The organism is Herpetosiphon llansteffanensis (assembly GCF_003205875.1).
GTDB classification, from domain to species: Bacteria; Chloroflexota; Chloroflexia; order Chloroflexales; family Herpetosiphonaceae; genus Herpetosiphon; species Herpetosiphon llansteffanensis.
Genome location: NZ_PUBZ01000087.1, coordinates 37,863 through 63,490 on the forward strand (window position 1 = coordinate 37,863; position 25,628 = coordinate 63,490).

Here is a 25,628-nt window from a genome sequence, read left to right on the forward strand (position 1 = left end):
CAGCCGAACATTCTACGAACCAATTTCATCAGTGTTGCAAATTTTCACAGGCTCAGGGGTTGGCTATGCAGCCACGAACTAATATCTGGCGCGGTCAGCGGGCGGCTAAAATGATAGCCTTGGCCATAATCGCAGCCCAAATCGCGCAAAGTTGCCGCTTCTTCGATAGTTTCGATGCCTTCGGCAATTACATTCATGGCCAATTGCTGCGAAAGCATGATAATCGCGCGCACAATTTCAATGTTGCGGCTGCCACCACTCATAGCATTAACAAATGAACGATCAACTTTGAGCGTATCTAAGGGGAAATGGTGTAAATAGCTCAATGACGAATAGCCAGTGCCAAAATCATCAATCGCTAACTTTACGCCTAAATTTTTGATGGCTCCCAATTGTGCGCGCGCCGATTCCAAGCCATGAATCACCATGCTTTCGGTAATTTCTAGCTCCAACTGGGCTGGCGCAATCCCCGTGCGTTGAATAATCTCGCCAAGCGTTTGAATCAGGGCTGGGCTGGCCAACTGGCGCGCCGAAAGATTGACCGAAAGTACCTGCAAGCCAGAGCGTGAATGATCTGCTTGCCAAGCCAAAAATTGCTGACAAGCAGTTTCGAGCGCCCAAAAGCCAATCGGCACAATTAAGCCGCTTTCCTCGGCCAAGGGAATAAATTCGTTGGGCAAAATCATGCCGCGCTGGGGATGATGCCAACGCAACAACGCCTCAACGCCAACCATCTGGCCAGTTGGCAAGGCCGTAATTGGCTGATAATGCAAAATTAACTCGTGGCGCTCTAAGGCTCCGCGCAAATCAATTTCCAGTTGCCAACGCTCGGTCAGCGCCGCATGCAAAGCCCGATCAAACAAAAAGATTTGGCCAATGCCAGCAGTTTTGGCCTGATACATCGCTGTATCTGCTTCGCGCAACAAGGTTTCGGCCTGAGCTTGACCATCGCCAAGGGTTACCCCAATGCCCAACGAGGTATAAATTGGTTTATCGGCCAACAGCATGGGCTGGCTAAATTGCTCTTGAATGCGGTGGGCATGCTCCAACGCTTGCTGGGAATGCTGCACCTGAGCAAGCACCACGACAAATTCATCGCCGCCCAAACGTGCCGCCAAATCGGCTGGACCAAGCGTCGCTTGTAGGCGTTGGGCAATGGTTTGCAGCGCCTGATCGCCCACATCGTAGCCCAAGGCATCATTGACCGCACTAAATCGATCGACCTCGACGAACAACACCGCAAACTGGTGTTGATCAAGCTGGCGCTGAGCAATCAGGCGTTGCAGCTGGCCAACCAAGCTTTGGCGATTGGGCAAGCCAGTCAACCAATCAATCGTTGGTGGCGTTCGATCAAGCGCGACTGTTTCAAGTTCACGGCAACTGATAATCCAATAGCGGCCAACTTGATGCCAACAAGATTCTAAAGTTTGCCACGAGCCATCGGCATGGCGATAGCCCAAGGGTTGCCATTGCATGTGGCTGGTTGCATTGGCCAGTGCTTGCCGCATATGGTGGTACGAATCGGGGTGCAGGAGTTGGGCGAATGCTGTGCCATTGAGTGATAAATCGGCGTAACCAAGCTGTTGGTTCAGCGTTGGGCTAATTGAAATAATTGTGGAATGTTGATCGATGATCAGGGTTTGTTGACTTTGCGGCCAGTGCCATAAGCTCAATTGGGTGCTAATTTGTAGCGCAGTGCGACGACGCAGCCAACGCCAGCAAACCCAAACCCCCAACCAGCATACGAGGCCGATTAAGATCAATTCGGTTGGCAAGAAGGCCGCTTGGACAGTCGAATCGGGCAATCGGATGGTGGGAGTTTGAACACTCATGACACCTGCGTGAATCAGCCTAAACCTGCGGTCAGGGCAAATTTAGACATTGGGAACTCAGAGAATTACATCCTACCTGAGTTCGTAGCTTTGTCGAGTAGGAGTTTTGCAACTTCTACAGGCGGTTTTTTTGCTCACCATATGCACTCCAATTGCCCCTTCATGGTTCACTCGTTACTGGGAGGAACAGGGGAATCGGGGTTACGCACTTTGTCGAGAATTTGGTCGAGCCGTTCGCGACTATCGCTAATTTTCAGCACTTCGCGCAGCATTGGCCACAACGGGCTAACCGCGAGCGCCGGTTCATCGGCTTTGCCATTAAACACCGCTTCGGCCAAATTGGAATGGCGGCTGGCCAACAATTCACGGCCCTTGATTTGGTCGATAAAGGCTTGGTGTTTGAGCATCAAGGCTGCGACATTGTTCGGAGCCAAGTGGTTGCGATACAGCTCTAATGGCGCACGTGGGTTCAAATTTAGCTCTTCAAAACGCCCCAAAATATCGCGGTGCATCTCGCGGCGATACTCAAGGCTGGGCTGCATCTCCTTGCCATACAATTCGCGATAATAGGAAGCTGGATAATTGCCCAAGCGCGAAAGCAAGTCGGTCATGCGTTGGCGATGACGTTCGTTTGGTTGCCACAAATATTCCCAAAGCACAAAATCGGGCTGCACATTGGCAATCGCGTTCAAGGTCATCGGCAATTGGCGATCAGTATCAGTCAGATAGGGAATGACCGGCAACATTGCCACGCCCGTCGGAATCCCTGCCCGTTTGAGCGTATTTAGGGCTTCCAAACGCGCAGAAGGTGGGGCCACTTTGCCCTCTAATTTTTCAGAAAGCAAAGGATCGATGGTGGGAATGCTCATCACCACAATCGCCAAACCCTGCTCATTCATGCGTTGTAAAAGGGTCAGATCATCCATCACGGCCAAACTTTTGGTCAAAATCAGCACTGGCTGTTTGGCAACTTGGCAAGCCTGCAACATCTGGCGGGTGAGACGATAGGTTTTTTCTGCTGGTTGATAGGCATCGCCAAGGCTAAATGCCACCAGATCGCCGCGCGAAATCGTGCTCAATTGCTCGGCAAAGCGGTCAGGCAAATCAACGTTGGCGCGGATAACCTCGTTGAATGGCCGCTGACTGAACGACCAGCCATCGCAATAGGCGCACCCAAATTCGCAGCCCACATATGGACCAACTTGATAGGTCGAGAGAAAAAATTCATTAATTGTAGGGCGACGAGGTGCAAGCGCTGGCCCACCAGGGCGCTCTTCAACATAATAGGCCATTAGTCGACTCCATGGTGTAGTTATTCTTGCGCATTATACCCAAACTTTGGCCATGTGAATTGCGTGTGCTCTGGCGGGCAACTCGTGGAGCGCAACCTGCTCATGCCAAGGCTCGTACTAAAGGACGAGGGCGCGTTGCAGATTTTACAGCTCCAGTTCGCCCCTGATTCGGATGTACAATCCAAATGTCTGATTTATAGTAGTGATTAAGCAGTGTGCTGATTGGAGAATCCAATGCTTCAAGCTCGATATAGTTCTTGGACTGGGCGAAAACTTGAAATTCACAGTCCCTATCATGCCCCTTTCGAGGTTGAATTTAAGGGCTGGCGCGGCACTGTCCAATGGCAAATTGGCGCTAATGTCTATAGCCTTGAGAATCCGAAAGGCAAGGGCTACCCAATTACAATCACAATCAATGGACAAGAATTAATGCGGGTTGCGCGGATTGGGTTTTGGAAACCAATTCTCGAAGGCCATTATGCCAATCAACCGTTACGCTTTGAGCGGCCATCAGCCTGGAAAAATACCTATCAGGTCTCTTTGAATCATCAGATTGTTGGCGAAGTTAAAACCGAAGGTTTTTGGAATCGGGCGATGATTGCCAATTTTCATGACTCACAGCCGTTTGATTTGCAGCTTGGCTGTTTGTTATTTGCAATAACGACATGGCGACGTGAGGCGGCGAGTGCAGCAGCAGCATCGTAAATTAACGTTGCGCCACCGCTTGCGCCAACGCTTTGGCACGCTACGCTGGAAACTCACATGGTCATATGTGTGGATCAGCGTAGCGCTGACGCTTTTGATTAACACCTTAGCTTTTGGCGTAGTTATGGGGGCTGCGCCACCGCTGAATGCGCCCACGCTGCTTAGCGCAGCGCAAAATCATGCCGCCGAATTTAGCGCAGTGCTGCAAGAACCAAGCGATGCGCGCACAATCCAGCAAATATTACGCTATCGTTTTGGTTCGTTGCGCGGCCAGTTTTTGCAAAATAATCTTGAATTGGCAATTAGCAATACGGTCAATAATACGCCCAGCGATCTTTCGCAAGAAATTATTTTGATGCCCACCGAGGCATTTACGCCTGAGGCAACCAATGATTTCAGCCAAAGTTACCATTTGCTGCTGCTTGATGCCAAGGGAACAGTGCTTGGCGGCACGTTTCCCAGCTATAGCCCTGCTGGCCAACCATGGAACGATACGGTGATTGGCAATGATCGGCGGGTTGTGCAAGCAGCGCTGGCTGGCAGCGACGATATTAATCAACTGACGTGGACGCATGAACAGTACTTAGTGACTGCAACGCCGATTCGCGACCAAGCTAACCAAGTCATTGGCGCATTGTATATTCGTTCGCGACCACTAAGCCAAAATCAAGTGATTGTTGCGTTGTTGATGGTTATTATTTTTATGATTAGTTCGGTTGCTTCAATCATTGCCAACGCAATTATTGGGATGGTGTATGGCTGGTTTGTAGCACGTAATTTTGTGCGCCGCTTGGTGCAGCTCACCAAAGCCACCGATAGCTTGGCCGCAGGCAATTTGAGCGTGCGCGTCAACGATAGTGCCAGCGACGAAATTGGCCAATTGGCGCGGCGTTTCGATAGCATGGCTCAAGAGCTTGAATCGAACGTCAAAATGTTACGGCAACTTGCTGATCGTAATGCGGCTTTGGTTGAGCAAGCAGGCCAATTGGCAATTGTCGAGGAGCGCAATCGGCTTGCTCGCGATTTGCACGATAGTGTCAGCCAAGAGCTATTTAGCGTCACCATGCTTGCCGCCGCCGCCCGTAATCTGCTACCAGCCCAGCCAGATAAAGCGCGCAGTCAAGTTGAACAGTTGAGCCAGATGGCCCAACGCGCCTTGCACGAAACCAGAGGCTTGATCTTTGCCTTGCGGCCAGCAGCACTTGGTGATCAAGGATTAGTTCCAGCCTTACGTCAACTTGGTGAAGAGGCAGCCCGTCGTCAAGGCTTGCAAATTCAGCTCAACATCAACGGCGAACGGCGCATTCCCTTAGATCACGAGCAAACGTTATATCGCATCTGTCAAGAAGCGTTAGCCAATATTACCAAGCATAGCGGGGTTAATAGTGCCAGCGTCAACCTCGAATACGAGGCCCAGCGCACCATTTTAGAAGTCAGCGATCGTGGCCGTGGCTTTGATATGCAGCAGCCACGCAACTCGCACTCGTTGGGCTTAATTAGCATTCAGGAGCGTGCCAATGCAGTTGGCGGCACAGTCGAAGTAACCGCCGCTCCGGGCCAAGGTACAAGCCTGCGCATCGTTGTACCACGCAGCCAAACCGGGCTTCTGGTGGAGCCGCGTTAATAGTACGAAGGGACGGAGCATGCACGAGCAAATTCGGGTTGTTTTAGTTGATGATCATGTCGTGGTACGGGTTGGATTGCGCGCCTTTTTGGATACCCAGCCAGATATTGAAATTGTGGGCGAGGCCGCTTCTGGCGAAGAAGGCGTGCAAGTTGTCAGCAACGTGTTGCCCGACGTGGTGCTGATGGATTTGCTGATGCCTGGCATCGACGGCGTGGAAGCAACCCGTCAAGTGCGCGGAGCCTCGCCATCGACCCAAGTGATTGTGCTAACATCGTATAGCGAAGATGAACGAATTTTTCCGGCGATTAAAGCTGGGGCGCTCTCGTATTTGCTTAAAGATGTTGGGCCTGATGCCTTGGTGGCGGCAATTCGCGCAGCCCGACGCGGTGAAGCAACCTTGCACCCGATGGTTGCCTCGCGCTTGATGACTGAACTCACTAGCTCGCGGCGCTCGCCCTTGGATACGCTGACCGAACGTGAACGCGAAGTGTTGACCTGTATTGCGCGTGGCATGAGCAATGCTGAAATTGCCGATCATTTAGTCATCGGCGAACGCACGGTTAAAACCCACGTCAGCAATATTTTATCCAAGTTACATCTGCAAGATCGAACTCAAGCAGCAATAATGGCCTTACGTGAGCGGCTTGTGCCGCTTGATGATGAACAAAATAAATAATATAATGCAACATTTAGCTCAATGTTAACGTTGTATTAGCATCGCAGCCTATAGAGGAGCATTCTATGAGTGGAATCGCAATCACCGCTGAAGGATTGACGAAAGTCTATAAAAATGTCCCAGCAGTCAACAATTTAAGTTTACATATTCCAGAAGGCACGATTTATGGCTTCTTAGGCCCAAACGGTGCGGGCAAAACCACCACCATCCGCATGCTATTGGGGCTTATCCGACCAACATCGGGCAAAGCAACAGTTTTTGGCCATGATATTTTACATGCTCGTCAACACATTGCACCGTATGTTGGGGCAATTGTTGAATCACCAGCATTTTATACATTTATGTCGGGCTTAGAAAATTTGCGCCTCTTGGCCCGCTCCGGTGGTCACGATTTACCCCAAGCCCGCTACGATGAATTAATTGAATTTGTCGGCTTGCGTGGCCGCGAAAAAGATAAAGTTAAAACCTATTCGTTGGGTATGAAACAACGGCTTGGCGTGGCAGCAACCCTGCTCAACGACCCCAAACTGGTGTTTCTCGATGAGCCAACCAACGGGCTTGACCCTGCTGGCACGGTCGAAATGCGCAATTTGATTTTGCGCATGGGCCAAGAAGGCCGCACGGTCTTCCTTTCAAGCCACTTGTTGTTTGAAGTTGAACAAGTTTGCTCGAATGTAGCAATTATTCAAAAAGGCGTGACGATCAAAGAAGGTCGGGTGCGCGACTTGCTGGCTGCTGAAGGTGGCCCAGGCTATGCAATCGAGGCTGCGCCATTTGAAAAGGCCATGGCCATTTTGCAAGAAATCCCCCAATTAAAAGCTACCAGCTTTGACCAACACTGGATTAATATCAACGCCGAGCCGCAAGATGTGCCGCAAGTAATGCGCAAATTGGTGCAAGCAGATGTTGATGTGTTCCAAGTGGTGGTACGCCAACGCTCGCTCGAATCGTTGTTCTTGGAAATTACGGGAACTGGTGGCGCAGCTGCGCCACAACCATTGGCTGAAGTTGTGGTAGGGGGTCGCTAATAATGTGGAATTTATTTCGTGCTGAATGGACAAAAACCTATAAACGCCCAGCCAATATTGGCTTGTTTCTCGTTACCTTAGGCATTCTATTGCTTGCTTTTGTTGGGATGGTAGGCATATCGTTCTACGAAGGTATGGATAGCCAATTTGCAGACCAAATTCGCCAACTAACCTTGTTTCCTACAAGCTTACAAGTACCATTAATTGTGCTGAGCCAACTTGGTTCAATTTTAGCAATTGTCTTTATGAGCAACAGCATTGGCGCTGAATATACCAATGATACTTGGAAAGTGCTACTGCCACGGCGCGCACGGCGCAGCGATTTTATCATTATCAAAGTCATAATCTGTTTATTGTTTATGACCCTATTGATTGCTACTTCGCTGATTTTTGCTGCGCTCTTAGGGGTGCTCGCTAATTTGATCGTTGGTGGCGATATTAGCAATATGGAGCAATTTTCAGCATCAGGACTCTTCAAATCGTTGGTGCCAATCTTTTTGCAGTTGATTGTCTTTTCGTCAATTACGCTGTTGGTAACCATGGCTAGCCGCTCAACGATTATGGGGATTGTGTTTGGGATTGTTGGGAATACCATCTTTAACGTTGCTGCAAGTCTTTCCAAATTAGCTGCTAAAATCCTCCCAAATCTACATATCAGCAATCTTGAAGCGCATTGGTTATTTGATGGAGAAGAAAAAACAGACCAATTAGATTTGGTTACAGGTTTCTTTGGCACCCAAGTTTCGCTAACAACCAGCCTTATGGTAGTGGGAGCCTATATCTTTGGCTCAATTATTATTGGCTTGCTGCTGTTTCAACGGCGGGATATGGCAGGACAATAGATTTTAGCTCTCAAAGAGGGTTTGGGCCGTGGTCTTCGTTGACCACGGTCTTTTTTTAGCGCAAGGCCAACAAATCAAACAGCACTGCCGAGGCGGTTACCTCGACCCCTGCGCCAGGCCCGCGCACCACGAGCGGTCGTTCTTGATAGCGCTTGGTTGTCCAAGCCACCATATTATCGGGGCCTTTGAGCGAACCTAGCGGGCTATTGTTGGCAACTGCTTGCAATCCAACGCGCGCGCCAGCAGGCGTAATCGAAGCAACATAGCGCAACGTTTGGCCTTGAGCAACGGCATCTGCTTGACGTTGGGCATAGCCAGCATCAAGTTGCTCAAGTTGGGCCATAAATTCAGCAATGCTTAAATCTGCAAACTCAGCAGGATACAGTGGCTCAATCGCAATATCGCTCAAGTTCCATTGATAGCCCAAGGTTCGCCCCAAAATCAGGGCTTTGCGGGCAACATCAACCCCGCCCAAGTCGTCGCGCGGGTCTGGTTCGGTCCAGCCCAAGGCTTTGGCTTCGCGAACGGAGCTCGAATAGCTTTGGCCTTGTTCAATTGACGAGAGCAAAAAGCCCAAGGTGCCGCTCAAACAACCTTCGATCCGTTGCACCTGGTCGCCAGTGTCGCGCAGCAAATTGGTGGTAACGACAATCGGCAGGCCTGCGCCAACCGTGGCTTCGTAGCGGGTGCGCCGTTCAGCCACCAAGGCTTGAAACAAAGCCAAATCTTCACACAATGGTTTTTTGTTGGCCAAAGCCAAACGCTGGCCGCTGGCAACTAATTCGACCAATTGGGCGGCATTGGCTTCGGCAGTGGTATCGGCCACCAAACAACCAGCAGGCAAGGCAGCCCGCCAATCGCCGCTGGTTCCTTCTGGTAAGCTGGCTAAAGTTGCGCCTTGGGCTTTGGCTGCGGCGACCGCTAACCAACGTTCGTTGCTCAACGGCCCAATTACATAGCCAGAACGATCGGCCACCAAGGCAAGGTTAAAATGGGGCAATGCTTGGGCCAGCACCGCCCGCCCGACTCCACCAAAGCCATAAATTGCTAAATTGTGCATTGTTAACTTCCTTAATCTGATGTGTCGGGCTGTATTGTACGGGCTAGCCAACTATTTAGGCAAGATTGTGGCTTAAGCTCGGCGCGAATCCGTTCATTAGTCGGCTTTGCGTTGCTTTTTGAGCAATTTACGCACTTTTTCTTCTTCGGCAATCACAGCCTCGACTGCTTTGGCATCGAGCTTCCCAGCATCAACCAAGGCGTAAGCTCCCGAACGATCGAGCACCAACACGTTATCGTCGTCAAACTCGAACGGCATATCAGCAACCAGCATTTCGACCACCGCTTTGAGAATCGCAATGCGTGCCCAGCGTTTGTCGTTGGCGGCGACGACCTGCCATGGGGCGTTTTCGCTTGAGGTGCGCGCCAACATCTCATCGGTGGCAATCGCATATTCTGGCCATTTTTCGCGATTGCGCCAATCTTCCTCGGTTAATTTCCAGGTTTTAAGCGGATCTTGTTCGCGGTCACGAAAACGTTTTTCTTGCTCCTCGCTGGAAATATGCAGGAAAAATTTCAAAATCGAGGTTCGATCGTTATGTAAAATTCGTTCGAAATCGTTGATTTCGCCATAGGCTTGGCTCCATTCGCGCATCGTTGCAAAGCCCTCAACCCGCTCGACCAGCACGCGGCCATACCATGAGCGATCAAATAACACCATCTGGCCATCGCGCGGCATACGGTTCCAGAAGCGCCAAAGATAGTTGTGGGCGCGTTCTTCTGGCGTGGGCGCAGCAATTGGATGCACCACAAAACCGCGTGGATCGAGCGCTTCGGTCAGGCGTTTGATTGCACCGCCTTTGCCACTCGCATCCCAACCTTCAAAAACCAACACCATGCGATGGCCAATTTGGGTTACGGCACGTTGCAAGCGCAACATTTTAAATTGCAATTCGGTAAGTTGGCGCTCGTAGGATTTTTTGCCCAAATGCAGCGATAAATCAACTTGGTCAAGCATTGACATGAAACGCTCCTTTAAATGCAAAACGCCCCGCAACTACGGAGCGTTGGCGCGAATGCTTAGACAAATTCACGTAAGCGAGCTGAAATCTCCTCAATCCGTTGGCGATTGATTGAATAATATTTTGCGCCTTTATCGCGCCGAACATTCAGCACACCAGATGTTTCCATCAGCTTCAAATGGCGCGAAACCGCCGATTGATGAATATCGAGCAAGTTGACAATTTCTTGGGCATATAATTCACGCCCATGCAACAAGGTCATAATTTGCAGGCGAGTTTTATCGGCCAAGGCCGCTAATGGTTGATAGAGGCTTTGAGTCCGTTCGGTTTGCTCGTCGCCTTCTGCAGGCGTAGTACTGCTATTATAAAACACAGTTAATAGTGAATTATTGAAGAGAAATGACAAATATGGCCCGATATATTGTGATGGAACAAAACGCACGGTACTAATTGTGCCAAGTCGTTCATGAATATGGTCTGGCAAGCGCCGCCCAGTTACGCCAGCAAATAAATCGCGAAAGTTAACGCTATATTGATGGGTGCGATGATAATGAGCATTACGTTCGCGACGGGCTTGTTGTAATTCATATTGCTCGCGATAAATGCGATCCCAGAAGCGCTGAATTGTTGAAACCAATAAATCGCGCCATTCGGTTGGCTGTTGCAACAATTCGATCAATTCTTCGGTATCAACCGGAAACTGCATTTTAGCCAATAATTCTTCTAATTGCTCTTGATCGGCAATAATTTCTGCTGGCGTGTGCAATAATTCTACATCAGCATTGGCGGCGGTACGTTGCACAATTTTATGCACAATTGCTGCACATTCTTGGGCCGAAAGCGCCTTGAGATCGTCGATCAAGCCATTAAAATCGTCGTGGCCAGCAGCACCTGGGGCTAAAAGTTGACCAGCCACCGTTTCAACCACAACATAGGGATAAACGCCCAAGCGCATTGCAAGCTGAATATCGTGGCGTAAGCGTGGGGGCACACTCGCAGCAGCTTCAACCAGCCAAGCATCCAAGCCCTCAAAATCATGAACAATCCCAATCAGACCCATTGTCGAAAGCAGATCCAACCCAAGTGATGGGACAAAATCAACTTTAAATGCCGGTTGAGCGCGAACGAGTTCAGTCATAGCCATCGACTCCTACTTTTAAGATGCGTTCCCACCATTTGGGGTGATAGAGCTAGCGGATCAATCCCTGCACGAGGGACACAATACGCCCCCGCATTCGACAACGCGCTGAAAGATGGGTTATGCAGGCTTGTACATTTTAGCATATTCTGGCTAACTTCGGCTAACAGCGGCAAAAGCTTAACCGAATGCTGCTATTTTGGGGGAAGCATTGGACGAATTTCCTCACCCTAGCCCTGTTATTGACCCAAATCATGGCAAAATTCACCCCTCGTTCGTGGGACAGAAGCGGGATTTGGATGCGGCAGGCCGAAGAAGCTTGATTAATGCGCAGGGATTTAGCGCAATGCTGCTTGCATGCCTGCGGCCAACGTTTGATAGATGGCAATCTGGCCAAAATCGATATTGGCAGCCACAATTTCTTCGGCAATCGCCGGGTTGGCCCCTGTTAGCAACAAGCGTGCACCCAATAATTGCACTGCCTGAGCCGTTTGGCCAAGCGCAATTGCTGCTTGTTGCTCAAGCTGCGAAACGCCAGTTACATCGAGGATAACGCTCCGCGCGCGATGGGTTTCAATGCCTTGCAAAATTGTGGTTTGCAAACGCTCGGCCCGCGCCAGATCAATTTGGCCAATTAACGGCATGGCCAATACCTCGCGGGAAACCGGAATTAATGGCAAGGCTTGTTCAGCCAAGGTTTGCTCTTGCAGTTCGAGCAAGGCTGCTTGAGTTTGCAATTGGCTTTGTTGATTGTCGAGCATTTCTGCTTGCAAGGTGCTGCGCTTGGCTTCGGCGGCCAATTGTTCGCGCTGCGCCACAGCCAAGGAATCAAGCGCTTGGTTAACAGTTTTGGCCAAGAGGCCTAATTCATCGGGGCTGGCAAAATTAATGTGTTGCTGATTGGGCTGGCTAGGATCGATCTGGCGCAAATCGCCAACAATTGAGGTTAATGGGTGGAAAATAAAGCGTCGCAATGCCCAAAATAGGCTGAGCAAGCCCAAACAACCTGCAATCCCCACTGCGCTGGCAATCAGCCAAAAGGTGCGTTGGCCTTGAATGTAAATCGTGCGTGGCAACGCCAAGGTTGCAACCAACAATGGCTGATTATCGATCGCAGGAAAGACCACAAAGCCTTCGAGCGTATTCTCGTTGAAGGCCCGCGAAACCAAGCGCTGATCGTTAGCTAGCTCGCTCACCAGCTGCTGACGGTTGGGCGCTAATAAGCGATAATCGTTCAATTGAACTGGTAAGAGCGTTTGATAATTAATCCGATCAACGACCTGTTGATCAACCAAACGCCCATAAATTAATGTGCCACGAGCTGGGCCTTGGCCTTCGTTGGTGATAATTGGGCGGGCAGCTAAAAGCCATAATTTGGTGCCAGCTCGTACTACGCTGGTCTTGCCTTGATCAAGGCGGGGATGTTGGAGCAATTGCGGATAGAAATTATTAATATCAAAAAACTCAAACGGCACAGCAACTGGCTTGGCTTGCTGGGGATCATAGGTTTTGGCAAAAACGATCGTGCCATTTTGATCGGTGTAGAGGATTGCTTGAATGTTATACAACTGAAAAACATCATCATTGGTATTTTCGGCGATATAGCTTGGGGTGCGTTGATTGATAAAATTATACGATTCGTCCCACGTTGCCATCGACAAAACCAGCGCATCGATTTGGGTTAGCTCAGCGTTAATCGCGCGCCGAACCCGTTCGAGGTGGTTTTGCATTTCCTGTTGTTCAGCGAACAGGCTCGAACTATTGACAATATAGCGTAGCGGAATCAACAAAATCAGCACCACAATCAGCATAATGCCTAATAAGGCAAGGCTAATTTTGCCACGTACACTTTTATGCACATACTGTTGATAGGCTAATTTCATCGTTGAATGTCCTTATACCAGTATTGGTTATGCTGCAAGCTGAAACGAAAAAGCTGTGCTACGCAGAAGATTGAGCCTCATCCAACCAACTATACAGCTGATTAAAGCCACGGTTGTGGTGAGCAATATCACCCGAAAGTAACTATTTACAGCTAGGACTTTATGGTATACAACAAGATCAAGAGTATCAATCCTTGGCAGCGCGTTTCTTGAATGCGCTTGATTGATAGTAGGAGCAAGCTATGCACATTTTAATTGTCGATGACGACCAAGACAACCGCACCATCCTCACAACCCGCTTGCAACGACGGGGTTTTAAGATTAATACCGCGAAAACAGGCATTGAAGGCTTGATGCTGGCTTTGCAATTAAAGCCTGATTTAATTTTGATGGATATGTCGATGCCCGAACTGCATGGGTGGGGTGCGACCGCTCAACTCAAAGCCTCACCGCAAACCCGCTCGATTCCGGTTATTGCCATTACTGCCTACAACTTAGCTGGTGACCGTGAACGCTGCATGGCGGTTGGTTGCGATGCCTATGTTGAAAAACCGATTGATTTTGCCTATTTGCTGTCAACGATTCAGCTTGTAGCCGAACGGCATAAGCTTGCCTTTGAGATCAAGCTTGGTGGATAAAGCGCTAGCCATCAACCCAAAGTATAGCAAATAGTAAGCGAAAAAATAGTAAGCGACCAGCCAACGCTCAATTTGTGTACCGCAGATTATACACCGTTCTCGCCTCGTTTTTGCTTCTTCCCGCTCTATGGATTTGATTCGTGCCTCTCGCCAGCTGCTAAGCAGGCGAGCAAGGGGTATTTGTATGCCCTTGCTCGCATTGAGAACCTCAGTTAATTAACCGAGCCTTATTTGGTGGTCCAAGGCAAGTAGACTTTGTATTGTGTTGGAATCGCGGTATTGGTTGCTGTTGGAACCAAGGTCGCGGTTGGAGTATTGGTTGGCGTTTGGGTCGCAGTGCTGGTTGGCGTATTGGTTGCAGTTGGCGAAGCAGGCGTAACCGTCACCGTCACTGTAATGGTTGGGGTAGCGGTTTGGGTCTGCGTTGCGGTTGGCGAAGCAGGCGTAACCGTCACCGTCACCGTAATGGTTGGGGTTGCCGTTTGGGTCGCCGTTGGTTCATCGGTTGCCGTTGGGCTTGGTGTCACCGTATCGGTCGCCGTTGGCGCTACCGTGGCGGTTGCGGTTGGTTCGTCGGTCGCCGTTGGGCTTGGTGTCACCGTATCGGTCGCCGTTGGTGCTACCGTGGCAGTTGCGGTTGGTTCGTCGGTCGCCGTTGGTGCTACCGTGGCGGTTTCGGTTGGTTCGTTAGTTGCGGTTGGACTTGGTGTCACCACCGTATCGGTCGCCGTTGGCGCTACCGTGGCGGTGGCGGTTGGACTTGGTGTCACCGTATCGGTCGCCGTTGGCGCTACCGTGGCGGTGGCGGTTGGTTCGTTGGTCGCCGTTTGACTTGGCGTAGCCGTATCGGTTGCGGTTGGCACAACAACCGTATTAGTTGGTGTTTCGGTTGGCGTGTTTGTAGGCGTATTCGTTGGCGTAGCGGTTGGGTTTGCAGCCAACACGGTATAAGTATAATCATCGGGATCGTTGTTAAAGCCTCGAACGTGCTGGCCAAGCGGATTCACATATTGACCATTTGTTTGTTTCAAATAGGCTGCTGATCCGCCATCTTGTACCATTACACGGTAGTAAATCGTTGTGCCAGCTGCTTGGGCGGGAATGCTGGCCTGCCACAAATCGTAGCTATGGCTTGATTGATTGCGAAAACTTGCAGTCAGCGATTTGCTGCGCGTCATTGGAATAGTGGTTGAATTCGCTCCATCCCAATAGCGGAGACTGGCATTTTGCACATCGAGCGCATCGGTTAATGCAGAAATCGTCACCGCAGTGGTTTCATTGATTGTGCCAGCAACGCCGTGCACAAAGCTGTAGCTTTCGCCGGGCACAAGCTCGGTTTGGGGATTTGCGCTCGTTGCACTGTGATAGAGATAATCCCACAAAATATTGTTATCGCCACCAAGCACTGGCGTACTGGTTGCGGTCGGCAGTTCAGTTGCTGTAGCAGTATTGGTTGCAGTATTCGTTGGCGTGTTGGTTGGTGTATTGGTTGGTGTATTAGTAGGGGTGTTGGTAGCGGTGTTGGTTGGGGTATTGGTTGCTACTGAACAACTCAAGGTTGGGCTAGCACTATTGCGTGGGTTTGGGGCAACCGCAGTAAATTCGCCAGCATTATTATCTGCATCAACACATGGATTGGTGCGAATAACGCTGGTGGTTGCGCTTGGGGCAGGCGTTGGCCCGCTCCCCTCAAAGTAATTTGCAGTGGTACCAAAACCAATTAAATCGATAATCTGTGCTTGTTGGGCAGCATCACAAGGTGTAGAACCACCATTACAAGCTAAACCGGCTGTAGTATTAGCAATAATAACTTTCCCAGCTGTACCAGACATATTAATATTGCTTGCTGAAGCATCAGCAGTCGGGAGCGCAGCACCAACCGCACCTCCGCTAGCCAATCGTACTAAAAAGTACTCGCCAGGCTGAATTGATACATTAGGCAGTGTCATAACATTAGTGCTGAAATTCCCTGTACCACTCGCTGATGTATATTGGATCGACCAGCCATTCAGCGAAGCTGCCACTGAACCCCGATTGAATAGTTCTACAAAATCATGGGTATAGGTAGCACCAGTGTTACCACCACCGCCATAAACTTGGCTAATCACCACGCCATTTGAGGCGGCGAAGGCTGGCTGAGCGCCTGCCTGTGGCAGCATCCATGCCATCAAGCCGACCAAGAAAACACTTAACAATGAGCCAATTCGGGCACGATCTACAGTCAATAACGACCGCAATGAGCGCAATTGCATACCAATACTCCTCAGCAAGAACCATATGTGGCGAGAACGGAAGGGTCATCTGCGATCTTGCCACGCAGCCTAGCCCCACGTCAATGCTATTTAGTCCTATCCATGGCTAGTTCTAGGTGCGATTGAAATGGTGTTTTAGTTGGTGAGATTGCTGCGGTGCCTCTGCTGGAGCGGGATGTAGGGGAGTTGTAGCTCCCCTGACTTTTCATGCTTAATTTGTGGTGAACATGCCAATTAAAAGCCTAAGGCACAGCCATCGGCGCGCATATCACTGCCGCCCATCAATGAGCCATTGGGTAAGCGCCAGATAATTTGGCCACGCCCAAACATGCCACCTTCTGCATGAATTTCGACCTCGTGGCCCATTGCGCGCAGGCCTTCAGCAATAAACTGGGGCACGCCATACTCAAGAAACACTTTGCGCCCAGCGCCAACTTGCCAACGCGGGGCATCAAGGCTGGCTTGCGGATTAAGCTGCCAATCAACCCGGTTAAGAATCATTTGGGCATGGCCTTGGGGTTGCATCGCGCCGCCCATCACGCCAAATGGCCCAACCGCCTCGCCATCGCGGGTCAAAAACGAGGGAATAATCGTGTGGAATGGACGTTTATTGGGGGCCAAAACGTTGGGATGTTGGGGGTCAAGCGAAAAATTTGCCCCGCGATTTTGCAACGCAATTCCGGTTTCGGGCACAACCACGCCGGAGCCAAAACCCATGTAATTGGATTGAATAAAGCTGACCATCATGCCATCGCCATCAACTGCACACAGATAGACTGTGCCACCTTGGGGTAATTCACCATGCTGCGGCTCGATCGCGTAGTCGCCAATCAGGCTGCGGCGGCTAGCTGCGTAGCGTTTGGAAAGCAAGGCATTGGTTGGCACCTCGACATGCGCGGGGTCGGCAATGTAGCGATGGGCATCAGCAAAGGCCAATTTCATGGCCTCGATTTGCAAATGATACGATTGAATCGTGTCGCGGGCAGAGTGGCTCATATCAAAGCCTTCTAAAATGTTCAAGGCCATCAGCGCCGCCAAGCCTTGGCCATTCGGCGGAATCTCCCACACTTGGTAGCCGCGATAGCTCGTTTTGATTGGCTCGACCCATGTGCTGGTGTGCTGGGCTAAATCGTTCGCGCTGATAAAACCGCCAGTTTTCTGCGCCCATTCGACAATCTGCGCTGCCAACTCGCCTTGATAAAAATCATCGGCTCCGGTTTGGGCGATACGGCGCAAGGTGCGGGCTTGGCGACGCGAACGCCACATATCGCCAGTGCTTGGCGCACGCCCACGATACGAAAAGGTGTTGAGCCAAGCGCTAGTCGCGGGGTCAGTCATGGCTTCGTAGCGGCGCAAAGCACTGTTCCAATAGTGCGAAACGATTGGCGTAACCGCAAACCCATCTTCAGCTGCACTAATCGCTGGCATCAAGACTTCTTCAAAATCCAAGCGGCCAAAGCGTTGATGCAGATCGCGCCATGCACGCGGCGCACCAGGCACGGTAACGCTGGGCCAACCATAGGCTGGCATTGTTTGATGGCCTGCTTGGAGCATTGTTTCAAGGCTGATGGCTTGCGGCGCACGCCCAGAACCATTCAGCCCATGCAAGCTCCGACCATCCCACACCAACGCAAAGGCATCGCTACCAATCCCGTTCGAGGTTGGTTCGACAACGGTGAGCATTGCAGCCGCAGCAATCGCTGCATCAACCGCGTTGCCACCTCGTTCAAGCATCGATAAGCCTGCCAAAACCGCCTGTGGTTGACTGGTCGCCACCATTGAGCGCCGCGCAATTGCTGGCAAGCGCCGTGAGCTATAGGGTAAATCAATCAACTTCATTGGAATGTTGCCCTCAGCTACTAAATCAATACGTTCCCTCGATCTTCCTTACAAGGATTCGGTTTTAAGATCCCCTCACCCCATCCCCTCTCCCGTGCGCGGGCGAGGGGCTTTTTCACCCAGATCGCTGGGAAACCATGGTTGGCTCCCCCTCGCCTGCGGTTCAGTGGGAGCGGGAGCTCTTCCAAGGATAGGTGTTAAGATCCCCTCACCCCAACCCCTCTCCCGTGCGCGGGCGAGGGGCTTTTTCACCCAGATCGCTGGGAAGCCATGGTCGACTCCCCCTCGCCCACGTCCAGTGGGAGAGGGGGCTGGGGGGTGAGGGAATGCTCCATGCCACCATCCCTTGTAGGGCTTTAATCCCCTGCACCCTTAAAGCACATCCAGCGCCAAATTAGTATTTGTTACTTAAATCAAATTTCAAAAAACGAGGAAGCGTTGATAGCGACTATAGCAGAATCTTAACCAATTCAAAAGCCTATTCCACCAGAATCCAATCGACGCGCAGGCCTAAATCGCGCCCATCGGGATTGGTCGGCTCAAGATCATGCGGCACGAAGGTGCTACTGCTACGCAATTCTATTGCCAATGGTATGTTGCGCAAACTATTTGGCAAAGCAATTTCATGCACCGTCCATGTTGAATCGACGGCGATTTCGGCGATTAATTGGTTATTTGCCCACAAATTCAAGGTGGGGGCAGCAAGGCTAACAGGCCGTTCGCTGGCAATTCGCAAGCGCAGCATTGTGGCATCTGCTGGTGCATGCAGCCACACTGTAGCCTGCGCGCCAAACCAACGGCTATCAGCTTCGGCAGCATACCAATCGTCAATTAGGCCCAAATCGAGGCCAGAACCCAAATCGAGCGTGTTGGTGATGGGCAGAAACTGCATGCGTTGGCGCGACCACGCTTGCAAATCTTCGGTCGAACTCGTTTCATAGGCCAATTCGCTGCGCGCTGCGGCCAAATTGCCTTGCTGGCGCAAATAATCACCAAGCAACAAATGGGCATAGGCATGGGCTGGCAAAGCAGCGATTGCTGCCCGCAATTGTTGCTCGCCAGTAACAGGCTGATCGCTGATAAAGGCAACTCGCGCCAACAACACTCGCGCCAGTGCCGATTCTTGGTCAAAGCGCAAGGCATTGCTGGCTGACGATTGGGCCTCGAATACTGCCACACCTGAGCTTGCTTGTTGGTTCATGGTTGCAGGCAAGCCGTTGGCATCAGCTAAATAGCGTTCGGCCTGCCACAAATACCAATGTTTTTGGCCTAAGCGCCAAGCCTCTTGCGGATAATTGGCATAGCTCAAACTCAAGGCCAGCACGCTTACACCCGTTGCCAGCGCCAACCACTGCCGCGGCTGCGGCCAAGCCCAACGCAATTGGCGAATTTGCCACGCCGCTGCGGGCAATAGCACAGGCAGCAAGGGCAAACGATAACGATATTCAACATGAAATAAACACGACGTAAACACGGTGTAGCCAACCCAAATTACCAACAACAATTTGAGATTGCGCTCGCAGGGCAACGACCACAAACCAGCGAAACCCAAGCCAATCAGCAACAGCCACCAGCCATCGCCAAAAATCAAGCGTAGCCACACTTCGCTGGCTGGTTGCCAAATCGCGCGCCGCGCCAGCAAATCGTCGCTATGCTCCAAGCCCCAGCTATGCCAAAATTCGCGGCCAAACTTGGCCAAAAACCAATCAGGATGCTCGGTAATTGCCGCAATCCCTTGCTGCGCAGCCAATTGGCTACGCTCGATCCGCGCATCGCCCAACCCATACAATTCAGCTTTGACCAGATCACGGCCACGTGGATCGTTATCCAGCCAGAGATTTTCCTGACCAGTCGTATCGATCAAAATGAAGCCGCCATAACTCAGGGCATTGCGAATTGTCCATGGCGCGATAGTTAACAAGGTTGCCGCCAGCAAACCAAGCATCTGCCGCCAACGGTGCGGGTTATCGCTGCGCCAGAGCAACAATAAACCTAATGGCAGCAAGGGCAAAGCGACCGAGCGAATTAAGCTGACGACTGCAATCGCCACGCCAGCAGCAATCGCCCAGCGCAGTTGGGTACGACGCAAACTCAAGGTCAACAAGCCAAAAACCAGCATCAAGCCGGCGAGGGTCACCGTTTCGCTGAGCAATTCGGTGGCGTTCAAGGCCAAAGTAAACGAGCAAGCAGTTAATCCGGCGGCAATGAGGCCCACATCGTTGCGCCGCAGCAAAAGCCGCGCCCACCACCAAACCAAAGGAATTATGGCGGTACTGATCAGCGCATTAATCAGCCGCAAGCCCTGCAAATCGCCATCGACAAGCCAAACTAGCGCCGCCAAACCCAAAGGAAACAACGGCGGGCGCATAAATTGCAAATCGTAATAAGGCTTGCCTTGGGCCAAAGCAATCGCCAAATCCAAATATTCGCGTTCATCGCCGCCGAGTGGCCGAAATTCATGCCAATGCCAAGCGGCGAGCCGCAGCCCCAAACCTAAGCCCATCAGGCCAAGAAGAATCGCAATGGTGAGCCAAGAACGCCGCAAACGCATAATCATTCCATCAATAAACATGCATCAGAGCGATGCATCACGCGGTATTATACCGAGGGTCAGTGGTTAATTGGTAGCACTCAAGGAACAACAATGGCTTGGATTCCCCAACGTTCACAATCTGCCGAATTGCTCGACACGTTGAGCGAGCATCCAGAATTGGCGGCTAATTTAGCCGAGATGGCCTGGCTCTATCGTTTGAGCGGCGGCTATCACTTGGGCTGGCAGTTAATCAAACCATTGCTCCAAACCCAAAACACCATGCTTGATCTTGGCGCAGGCAATGGCCAAATTGGGCGCTGGCTACAAACAGCGAGCCAGCAGCAAGGTCAATCACTCCACACGATCAGCCTTGATCTCAACCAAACAATAGTGAGCACAAACCAGCAGGCAGTGGTTGGTGCAGGCCAAGCCTTGCCCTTTGCCGATCGCAGCATCGACATCGTTTTTTGCGCGCAAATGCTGCATCATTGCACCAGCGGCGAAATAATTGGGCTGTTGCGTGAAGCGCAACGCGTAGCGCGGCGCAGCATTGTGCTTGTCGATCTGAAGCGGAGTTGGTTGGGTTATTGGGGGGCACGCTTGGCAGGATTAGGCCCGCTGACCAGCCTTGGCAAGCATGATGGCCCGCTATCGGTGCTGCGAGCGTGGCGCAGCACCGAAATTCAGGCAATGCTGCACGAGGCAGGCATTCAACAGTACCATATCAAACAAACGCCGATTTATTGGGGTTTAGCGATTGAACCAGGTATTTAGGCCAAAAGCTACACAGCCAAGCATTGCCCCGCTCCAAAGCCATGCCCCAAGTTTCGCTTGTTGATAGCGGCGCAACCAATAGGTCAAACCAAGCATAAGCACCCATAAGCCGAGCACCAACGCGCCAAAACCCCAAGCCGAGCCAAGCCAAGCCCCAGTCAATTGGCTCTGAATTAGCCATGCTGGCAATGCCAAATGGCCCAAACGGCGTGCGCCCAAGGCCCAAGCTAAGGCTCCTTGGCTCGGTGCAGTTTCCCACGCGCCAAGTTGCAAATAGGGCAGCAAGCCAGCCAACCAGAGTGCCAGCGCCAACCAACCAAGCCAACCATCACCCAAAATCAACAGATCGTTGGGCAATAAGCCGCCATGCATACTGGCGATGATCCAGCCAACCAAGCCCAGCAGCGGCCAGCCTGTAATGAGGCCAACCAACCAACGCGCCGCCCGCACGCCAGCTTGCGCCCCGTTGCGCCAATCTTGGCCAATCGCCCAGAGCAACGGCAGATCAAGCAACAGCCAATAACTTAACAGATCAAGCGTCGCCCGCAGCTCACTTGATTCGGCAAATGGCCACAGGCTGAGCGCCAACAAAGGCAATGGCAACAAAAGCCATGCAAAGGGATGTTCAGCGCCAACCGAATTTGGGCGCGGTGTGAGCCAACGCCAAACTAGCCAGCCCAAACCAATCACAATCAGCGCACTCAAGCCACCAGGATAGAGCAAAAGCCGTTCCCACTGGCCAGCAACCCCCACACGCCATGCTTCGCTACTCATCGCGGGGTTGGCTCCCCCATGGCAAGCCACGCTTCACCAATTGCCACATCGTTTGTTCGCGCAATGGTTCTTGGTCGGCGTTGGTTGGCTGGCCGCGCCAACGATTGGCCAAATAACTCAGCGCAATGCCTACCACGAGCAAGCCAGCTAAAACCAGTGAAGGCAAGGTTGCTACCACTTGCGAGCCAGGGTTGCGCGTCGCCAAACCTGTCCACGGCGCAATATCCAACCTGCCAAAAACGGTCAAGCCTGCGCCAAGTTCACGCCAAACCGGCTTCAACAGCAGTTCGAGCAAGAATGGCAAGCCCAAACCAAGCCCAAGTTGCAATGCCATCAAAGGCCATTGCCAGCGCGAAACTTGTGGTGGCAAGCGAAAACTGCTCAAACTAAGTAGCATCAGCACAATCCAACAGCTCCAACTGAGCAAGGCTAAGTCGCCAGCTAAACTTGCCGCCGCCGTCAGCCAGAGCGCCATCGCCAGCGGAACCACACTCGCCAAATTGCTATGGCGTTGGAATAAGGGATGCGCCAAACAAGCAGCCAGCGCCAAGGCCCAAGCAGCAGCAATGCCTGCTTCGCTGGCAAACAAACTACTTGCCAGCACCAAACACCATAAAACCTGGGCAACCAGCGCCCGTCGTTGCTCGACCGCTTGCGCTGGCAGCAGTTGCCAAGCAAACCAAAGCGCCGAGCCAGCCCCAACGATGGCCGCAACCGCCGTCCAAGCCCAATCGAGCGGCACAAGGCTATATAAACGCAACAAACTAGCAAACTGCACCAAGGCCAAGCTGCTAACAGGCGGGGTTGGCTTTGCAGGCCATGGCCAACAACTAAAGGCCCAAGCGGCTCCTGCAATTAACAATCCAATATGGATTGAATTGAGATTAATCGCCACGCTGGCAGCTTGCCACGTCCAACTATCGGCCTGCAAACCCAATAAACCAAGACCAAGCGCTGATAAAACACCACTCAAACGCTGGCTCCAAGTTTGGCCGATCAGGCCGCCAACCAGCAATAATGCCAAGGCTGAAAGCGCCAAATGAGGGCTAACAACGCTCGCTACACCAATTAACCAAGCCAAAAATAAACGCCAGCGCGTAGGCGCAACAAGGCCATCGGACACAATAGCCAAGCCAAATAAGGGCAAGAGCGCAATCAATAAACTCATGGTTGCATCATTTCTGCAATCGGCTGCGGCTGCAAACCTGCTTGCTGCAAGCGTTCAATAATTAGTGGCAAGGCTGCGGCGGTTTCTGCGCTACTACAATCAAGCACAATAATCGCCCCGCGATAACTAGCTGCTTGTTCTGGGTCGGCTAAGCTTTCAGCCAATTCGGCAGCGTTGCGTTCTTGGGCATTGTCAAGCAATAAATAGCCATTTTGAGCAGCAAGTTCGGCCAACTCTGGGCTGCTTGCTTGTTGCCAAATCCGCAGATACGGGCGCATTGAGGCATCCATGCCGAGTTGATTGGTTAAGCTCGTTTCGGTGCGCAGCAAGGCTTGGCTCAACGCTTCAGGCTCAATTTGTTCAAGCGCTACGCCATTGGCCAATTCATGGCCCGCTGTGGCTAGCTGTTGCAAACCTTGCAGATTTTGCTCAATCCAAGCCTGGTCAATAAAAAAAGTCATGGTGATTGCACTGCTCGCGAGGGTCGTCAAAATTGGCTCAATTGGCCTAGCCTCAGCGCTTAAATCGCAGCTAAGCCCAACCCAATTTTGGCTGGTAAGGCCACGGCTTATCAGTGCAGGAGTTGAGGGCAAGCGATTAACCTGATCGCTCTCCAAACGCGGCACAATCAGCAGTTGGCCTGCGCCAATTGGGCGATTGAGCCGATTGTAGCGGCTGATAAACAGCGGAAAGCTTGCGCCACGCTCAGCAATCGATTCTAAACTATCGCCAGCTTCGACGCGATAGGCCGTGTAGGATTGCCATGTCAGCGCCAAGGCCATCGGGGTCGCAGTTAATGCGATTGGCGTTGGTGCAAGCGCCGTTGCACTCACACTCACGCTGGTTGGGGTTGCAGTTGCAATCTCAGGGCGCGTTGTTGGCGGATTAGGCGCTGTGGAAGCACAACCAACCAAGCAACACAAACCCACTATTAAGCCAATAACACGCACAAAACCTCACTACGGAATAATCAAAACATCGCCTGGCTGAAGCTGATCAGCTTGTTGGGGCGTTAAATCGTTGGCTTCAAGCAATTCGGCAATCGTCACATCAAAAGCCTCGGCAATCGAGCGCAAGGTATCGCCATCTTCAACGGTGTAGGTGCGTTGCTCAGCAGTTGGCAGCGGGCTTGGCTCAGCTGTGGCAGTTGGCTCGCTGGTTGCTTCAGTAGTTGCAGTTGGCTCGCTGGTTGGCGTAGCACTCGGGCGGGTTGTCGCGGTCGGTGCTGGGCGAGTTGCGGTCGCGGCCAAAGTTGGCAACACTTGGGTTGGCTGGGCAGTTGCTGCAACCTCAGGCGGCAGATCGAGATCAATGCCTTGCTGCTGGATAATCACCAAACTGCCAAGCTGAACGCTGGCTTGATGTTGGCTCACCAGCCAAATTGCGGCAAATGCGGCTAGCCCAAACAGCACCCCAGCAATCGAGTAGAAGGGCAAGGCACTGAGGCGCGTGCGCAGAAAACGCAGCAGAATCGCAGTTAAAATGGGGCTTAGTAAGACAAAAAAGAGGGCTAAAGCAATACTTGTTGACACAGTACAGTCTCCTACAGACACGCCCCAAGTATAGCATATTGAAGAGCAGAGAACAGAGAACATAGAGCATAGAACGCTTTTTTAACCACGAAGGGGGAAATGGCTATAGGCTTTTGGCTTTTGGCGTTCGGGAATTATTGACTTACCACAAAACGTTCCGCTAGCCCATAGCCCTCAGCCAATAGCCATCCATCCTCTGCGCCGCTGCATTAAAACCACGAAGATTTTTCGCCACGAATTCCACGAATTGCACGAATGAGTATTTTTCGCCACAGATTGGCACAGATTTTGAGGATTAGGTTTTTGGCTTTTGGCTCTAGCTTTTGGATTTCTGGAATTCTTGACGTACCACAAAATGTTCCGCTAGCCCATAGCCCTCAGCCAATAGCCCTACTTCGTGTTCTTCGTGTTCTTCGTGGTTAAAAAGGCTTTTTGCCTTCTGTCTTCATCCTTCATCCTTCATCCTTCGTGCCTGGCCACGCGCTAAGCGCCAAATCGGCCACCGCAAGCAGATCGTTGGTGCTCGCGCCATCAATCGCTTGCACCGACATCCCTTGCACAATCGCAGTATAAAAATGCGCCAAGGCCAACGAATCGATCGTTGCTGGCAATTCGCCGCTGGTTTTTGCCACATCCAAGCGCTCGACAAACGCGAGCAACATTTGCTGCCGAATGCGGGCAACTTCTTGGACGATTGGCTGATTTTCGGTTGCACATTGCAACGCCGCCGTAGCCACCATACAGCCAGCTGGCGTTTGCGGATCGGTAAAGTTTTCGGCAGCAGCATACAAATAGAAGCGTAAGACTGCATAGGCACTTGGTTGCTCCAACGCCGCTTCCATGCGTCGCCGCTCGCTGCGTAGCAGAAAAAACTGAATCACCTCGCGATACAGATCTTCTTTTGAGCCAAAGGCTGCATACAACGTCGGTGGCGTAAAGCCCATCGCCGCTGTCAAATCAGCAATCGAGGTGCCTTCGTAGCCATGCCGCCAAAATAAGTCCATCGCCGCCTCTAGGGCTGCCTGCCGATCAAAGGTACGCGGTCGGCCTCGTGGTCTGGTTGCTTGCATAATT

Annotated in this window: 21 protein-coding genes; 7 read left to right on the plus strand and 14 right to left on the minus strand. The window is 51.6% G+C overall.

What is annotated here, in order from left to right:
- Positions 1-44: 44 nt before the first annotated feature.
- Together C5S61_RS10110 and C5S61_RS10115 are read right to left on the minus strand one after the other, a co-directional pair.
- Positions 45-1,832 (minus strand): putative bifunctional diguanylate cyclase/phosphodiesterase, encoded by a 1,788-nt coding sequence (locus C5S61_RS10110; protein WP_110514936.1) that lies wholly within the window; start codon positions 1,830-1,832, stop codon positions 45-47.
- Between the two features lie 167 nt (positions 1,833-1,999).
- The gene (locus C5S61_RS10115; protein WP_110514937.1) at positions 2,000-3,124 is read right to left on the minus strand and encodes an SPL family radical SAM protein; all 1,125 of its coding nucleotides are present in this window, start codon (positions 3,122-3,124) and stop codon (positions 2,000-2,002) included.
- A gap of 234 nt (positions 3,125-3,358) precedes the next feature.
- Between C5S61_RS10115 and C5S61_RS10120 the strand changes: the two genes are divergently transcribed.
- The 5 genes from C5S61_RS10120 (at position 3,359) to C5S61_RS10140 (ending at position 8,002) form a co-directional block, all read left to right on the plus strand.
- The gene (locus C5S61_RS10120) at positions 3,359-3,829 is read left to right on the plus strand and encodes a hypothetical protein (RefSeq protein WP_110514938.1); all 471 of its coding nucleotides are present in this window, start codon (positions 3,359-3,361) and stop codon (positions 3,827-3,829) included.
- The gene (locus tag C5S61_RS10125) at positions 3,810-5,453 is read left to right on the plus strand and encodes a HAMP domain-containing sensor histidine kinase (RefSeq protein ID WP_110514939.1); all 1,644 of its coding nucleotides are present in this window, start codon (positions 3,810-3,812) and stop codon (positions 5,451-5,453) included. The genes C5S61_RS10120 and C5S61_RS10125 overlap by 20 nt, the downstream gene beginning before the upstream one ends.
- 19 nt (positions 5,454-5,472) lie before the next feature.
- Positions 5,473-6,132: a response regulator gene (locus tag C5S61_RS10130; RefSeq protein WP_110514940.1), complete on the plus strand. Its 660-nt coding sequence runs from the start codon at positions 5,473-5,475 to the stop codon at positions 6,130-6,132.
- 65 nt (positions 6,133-6,197) lie between these two features.
- Positions 6,198-7,160 (plus strand): ABC transporter ATP-binding protein, encoded by a 963-nt coding sequence (locus C5S61_RS10135; RefSeq protein ID WP_110514941.1) that lies wholly within the window; start codon positions 6,198-6,200, stop codon positions 7,158-7,160.
- A 2-nt stretch (positions 7,161-7,162) separates the two neighbouring features.
- Positions 7,163-8,002, plus strand: coding sequence for a DUF2705 family protein (locus tag C5S61_RS10140; protein WP_110514942.1), 840 nt, complete (start codon positions 7,163-7,165; stop codon positions 8,000-8,002).
- A gap of 55 nt (positions 8,003-8,057) precedes the next feature.
- On the opposite strand, the gene C5S61_RS10145 is transcribed toward C5S61_RS10140, so the two are convergent.
- The 4 genes from C5S61_RS10145 to C5S61_RS10160 form a co-directional block, all read right to left on the minus strand.
- Positions 8,058-9,062, minus strand: a complete 1,005-nt coding sequence (locus C5S61_RS10145; RefSeq protein ID WP_110514943.1) for a homoserine dehydrogenase family protein — start codon at positions 9,060-9,062, stop codon at positions 8,058-8,060.
- Between the two features lie 96 nt (positions 9,063-9,158).
- On the minus strand, positions 9,159-10,025 hold the full coding sequence (locus C5S61_RS10150; protein ID WP_110514944.1) for a polyphosphate kinase 2 family protein: 867 nt from the start codon (positions 10,023-10,025) through the stop codon (positions 9,159-9,161).
- Positions 10,026-10,081: 56 nt separating this feature from the next.
- A complete protein-coding gene (locus tag C5S61_RS10155) occupies positions 10,082-11,161 on the minus strand; it encodes an ArsR/SmtB family transcription factor (protein ID WP_164689334.1) in 1,080 nt (359 codons plus the stop codon).
- 338 nt (positions 11,162-11,499) lie between these two features.
- Complete coding sequence (locus C5S61_RS10160) at positions 11,500-13,044, minus strand: CHASE4 domain-containing protein (protein ID WP_110514946.1); 1,545 nt, start codon at positions 13,042-13,044, stop codon at positions 11,500-11,502.
- Positions 13,045-13,286: 242 nt separating this feature from the next.
- Here C5S61_RS10160 and C5S61_RS10165 point away from each other — a divergent pair, with 242 nt between their 5' ends.
- A complete protein-coding gene (locus tag C5S61_RS10165) occupies positions 13,287-13,682 on the plus strand; it encodes a response regulator (protein ID WP_110514947.1) in 396 nt (131 codons plus the stop codon).
- Positions 13,683-13,909: 227 nt separating this feature from the next.
- Here the strand turns inward: C5S61_RS10165 and C5S61_RS27085 are convergent, their stop codons facing one another.
- The 3 genes from C5S61_RS27085 to C5S61_RS10180 all read right to left on the minus strand — a co-directional run bounded on the left by C5S61_RS27085 (position 13,910) and on the right by C5S61_RS10180 (position 20,324).
- A complete protein-coding gene (locus C5S61_RS27085; RefSeq protein ID WP_205701382.1) occupies positions 13,910-15,934 on the minus strand; it encodes a lamin tail domain-containing protein in 2,025 nt (674 codons plus the stop codon).
- A 234-nt stretch (positions 15,935-16,168) separates the two neighbouring features.
- A complete protein-coding gene (locus tag C5S61_RS10175; protein WP_110514948.1) occupies positions 16,169-17,773 on the minus strand; it encodes a gamma-glutamyltransferase family protein in 1,605 nt (534 codons plus the stop codon).
- Between the two features lie 478 nt (positions 17,774-18,251).
- Entirely contained in the window at positions 18,252-20,324 is a 2,073-nt protein-coding gene (locus C5S61_RS10180) for an ArnT family glycosyltransferase (RefSeq protein ID WP_164689335.1), read from the minus strand.
- Positions 20,325-20,417: 93 nt separating this feature from the next.
- Here C5S61_RS10180 and C5S61_RS10185 point away from each other — a divergent pair, with 93 nt between their 5' ends.
- Positions 20,418-21,080, plus strand: coding sequence for a methyltransferase domain-containing protein (locus C5S61_RS10185; RefSeq protein WP_110514950.1), 663 nt, complete (start codon positions 20,418-20,420; stop codon positions 21,078-21,080).
- On the opposite strand, the gene C5S61_RS10190 is transcribed toward C5S61_RS10185, so the two are convergent.
- The 5 genes from C5S61_RS10190 to C5S61_RS10210 form a co-directional block, all read right to left on the minus strand.
- Positions 21,057-21,854 carry a hypothetical protein gene (locus C5S61_RS10190; RefSeq protein WP_110514951.1) on the minus strand — a complete coding sequence of 266 codons (798 nt, stop codon included), beginning with the start codon at positions 21,852-21,854 and terminating at the stop codon, positions 21,057-21,059. The genes C5S61_RS10185 and C5S61_RS10190 overlap by 24 nt on opposite strands.
- Positions 21,847-23,022, minus strand: coding sequence for a hypothetical protein (locus C5S61_RS10195; protein ID WP_110514952.1), 1,176 nt, complete (start codon positions 23,020-23,022; stop codon positions 21,847-21,849). The genes C5S61_RS10190 and C5S61_RS10195 overlap by 8 nt, the downstream gene beginning before the upstream one ends.
- Complete coding sequence (locus C5S61_RS10200; RefSeq protein WP_110514953.1) at positions 23,019-23,972, minus strand: hypothetical protein; 954 nt, start codon at positions 23,970-23,972, stop codon at positions 23,019-23,021. The genes C5S61_RS10195 and C5S61_RS10200 overlap by 4 nt, the downstream gene beginning before the upstream one ends.
- 9 nt (positions 23,973-23,981) lie before the next feature.
- Positions 23,982-24,554 (minus strand): LysM peptidoglycan-binding domain-containing protein, encoded by a 573-nt coding sequence (locus C5S61_RS10205; protein ID WP_110514954.1) that lies wholly within the window; start codon positions 24,552-24,554, stop codon positions 23,982-23,984.
- A gap of 452 nt (positions 24,555-25,006) precedes the next feature.
- Positions 25,007-25,624, minus strand: a complete 618-nt coding sequence (locus C5S61_RS10210) for a TetR/AcrR family transcriptional regulator (RefSeq protein WP_110514955.1) — start codon at positions 25,622-25,624, stop codon at positions 25,007-25,009.
- Positions 25,625-25,628: the final 4 nt, after the last annotated feature.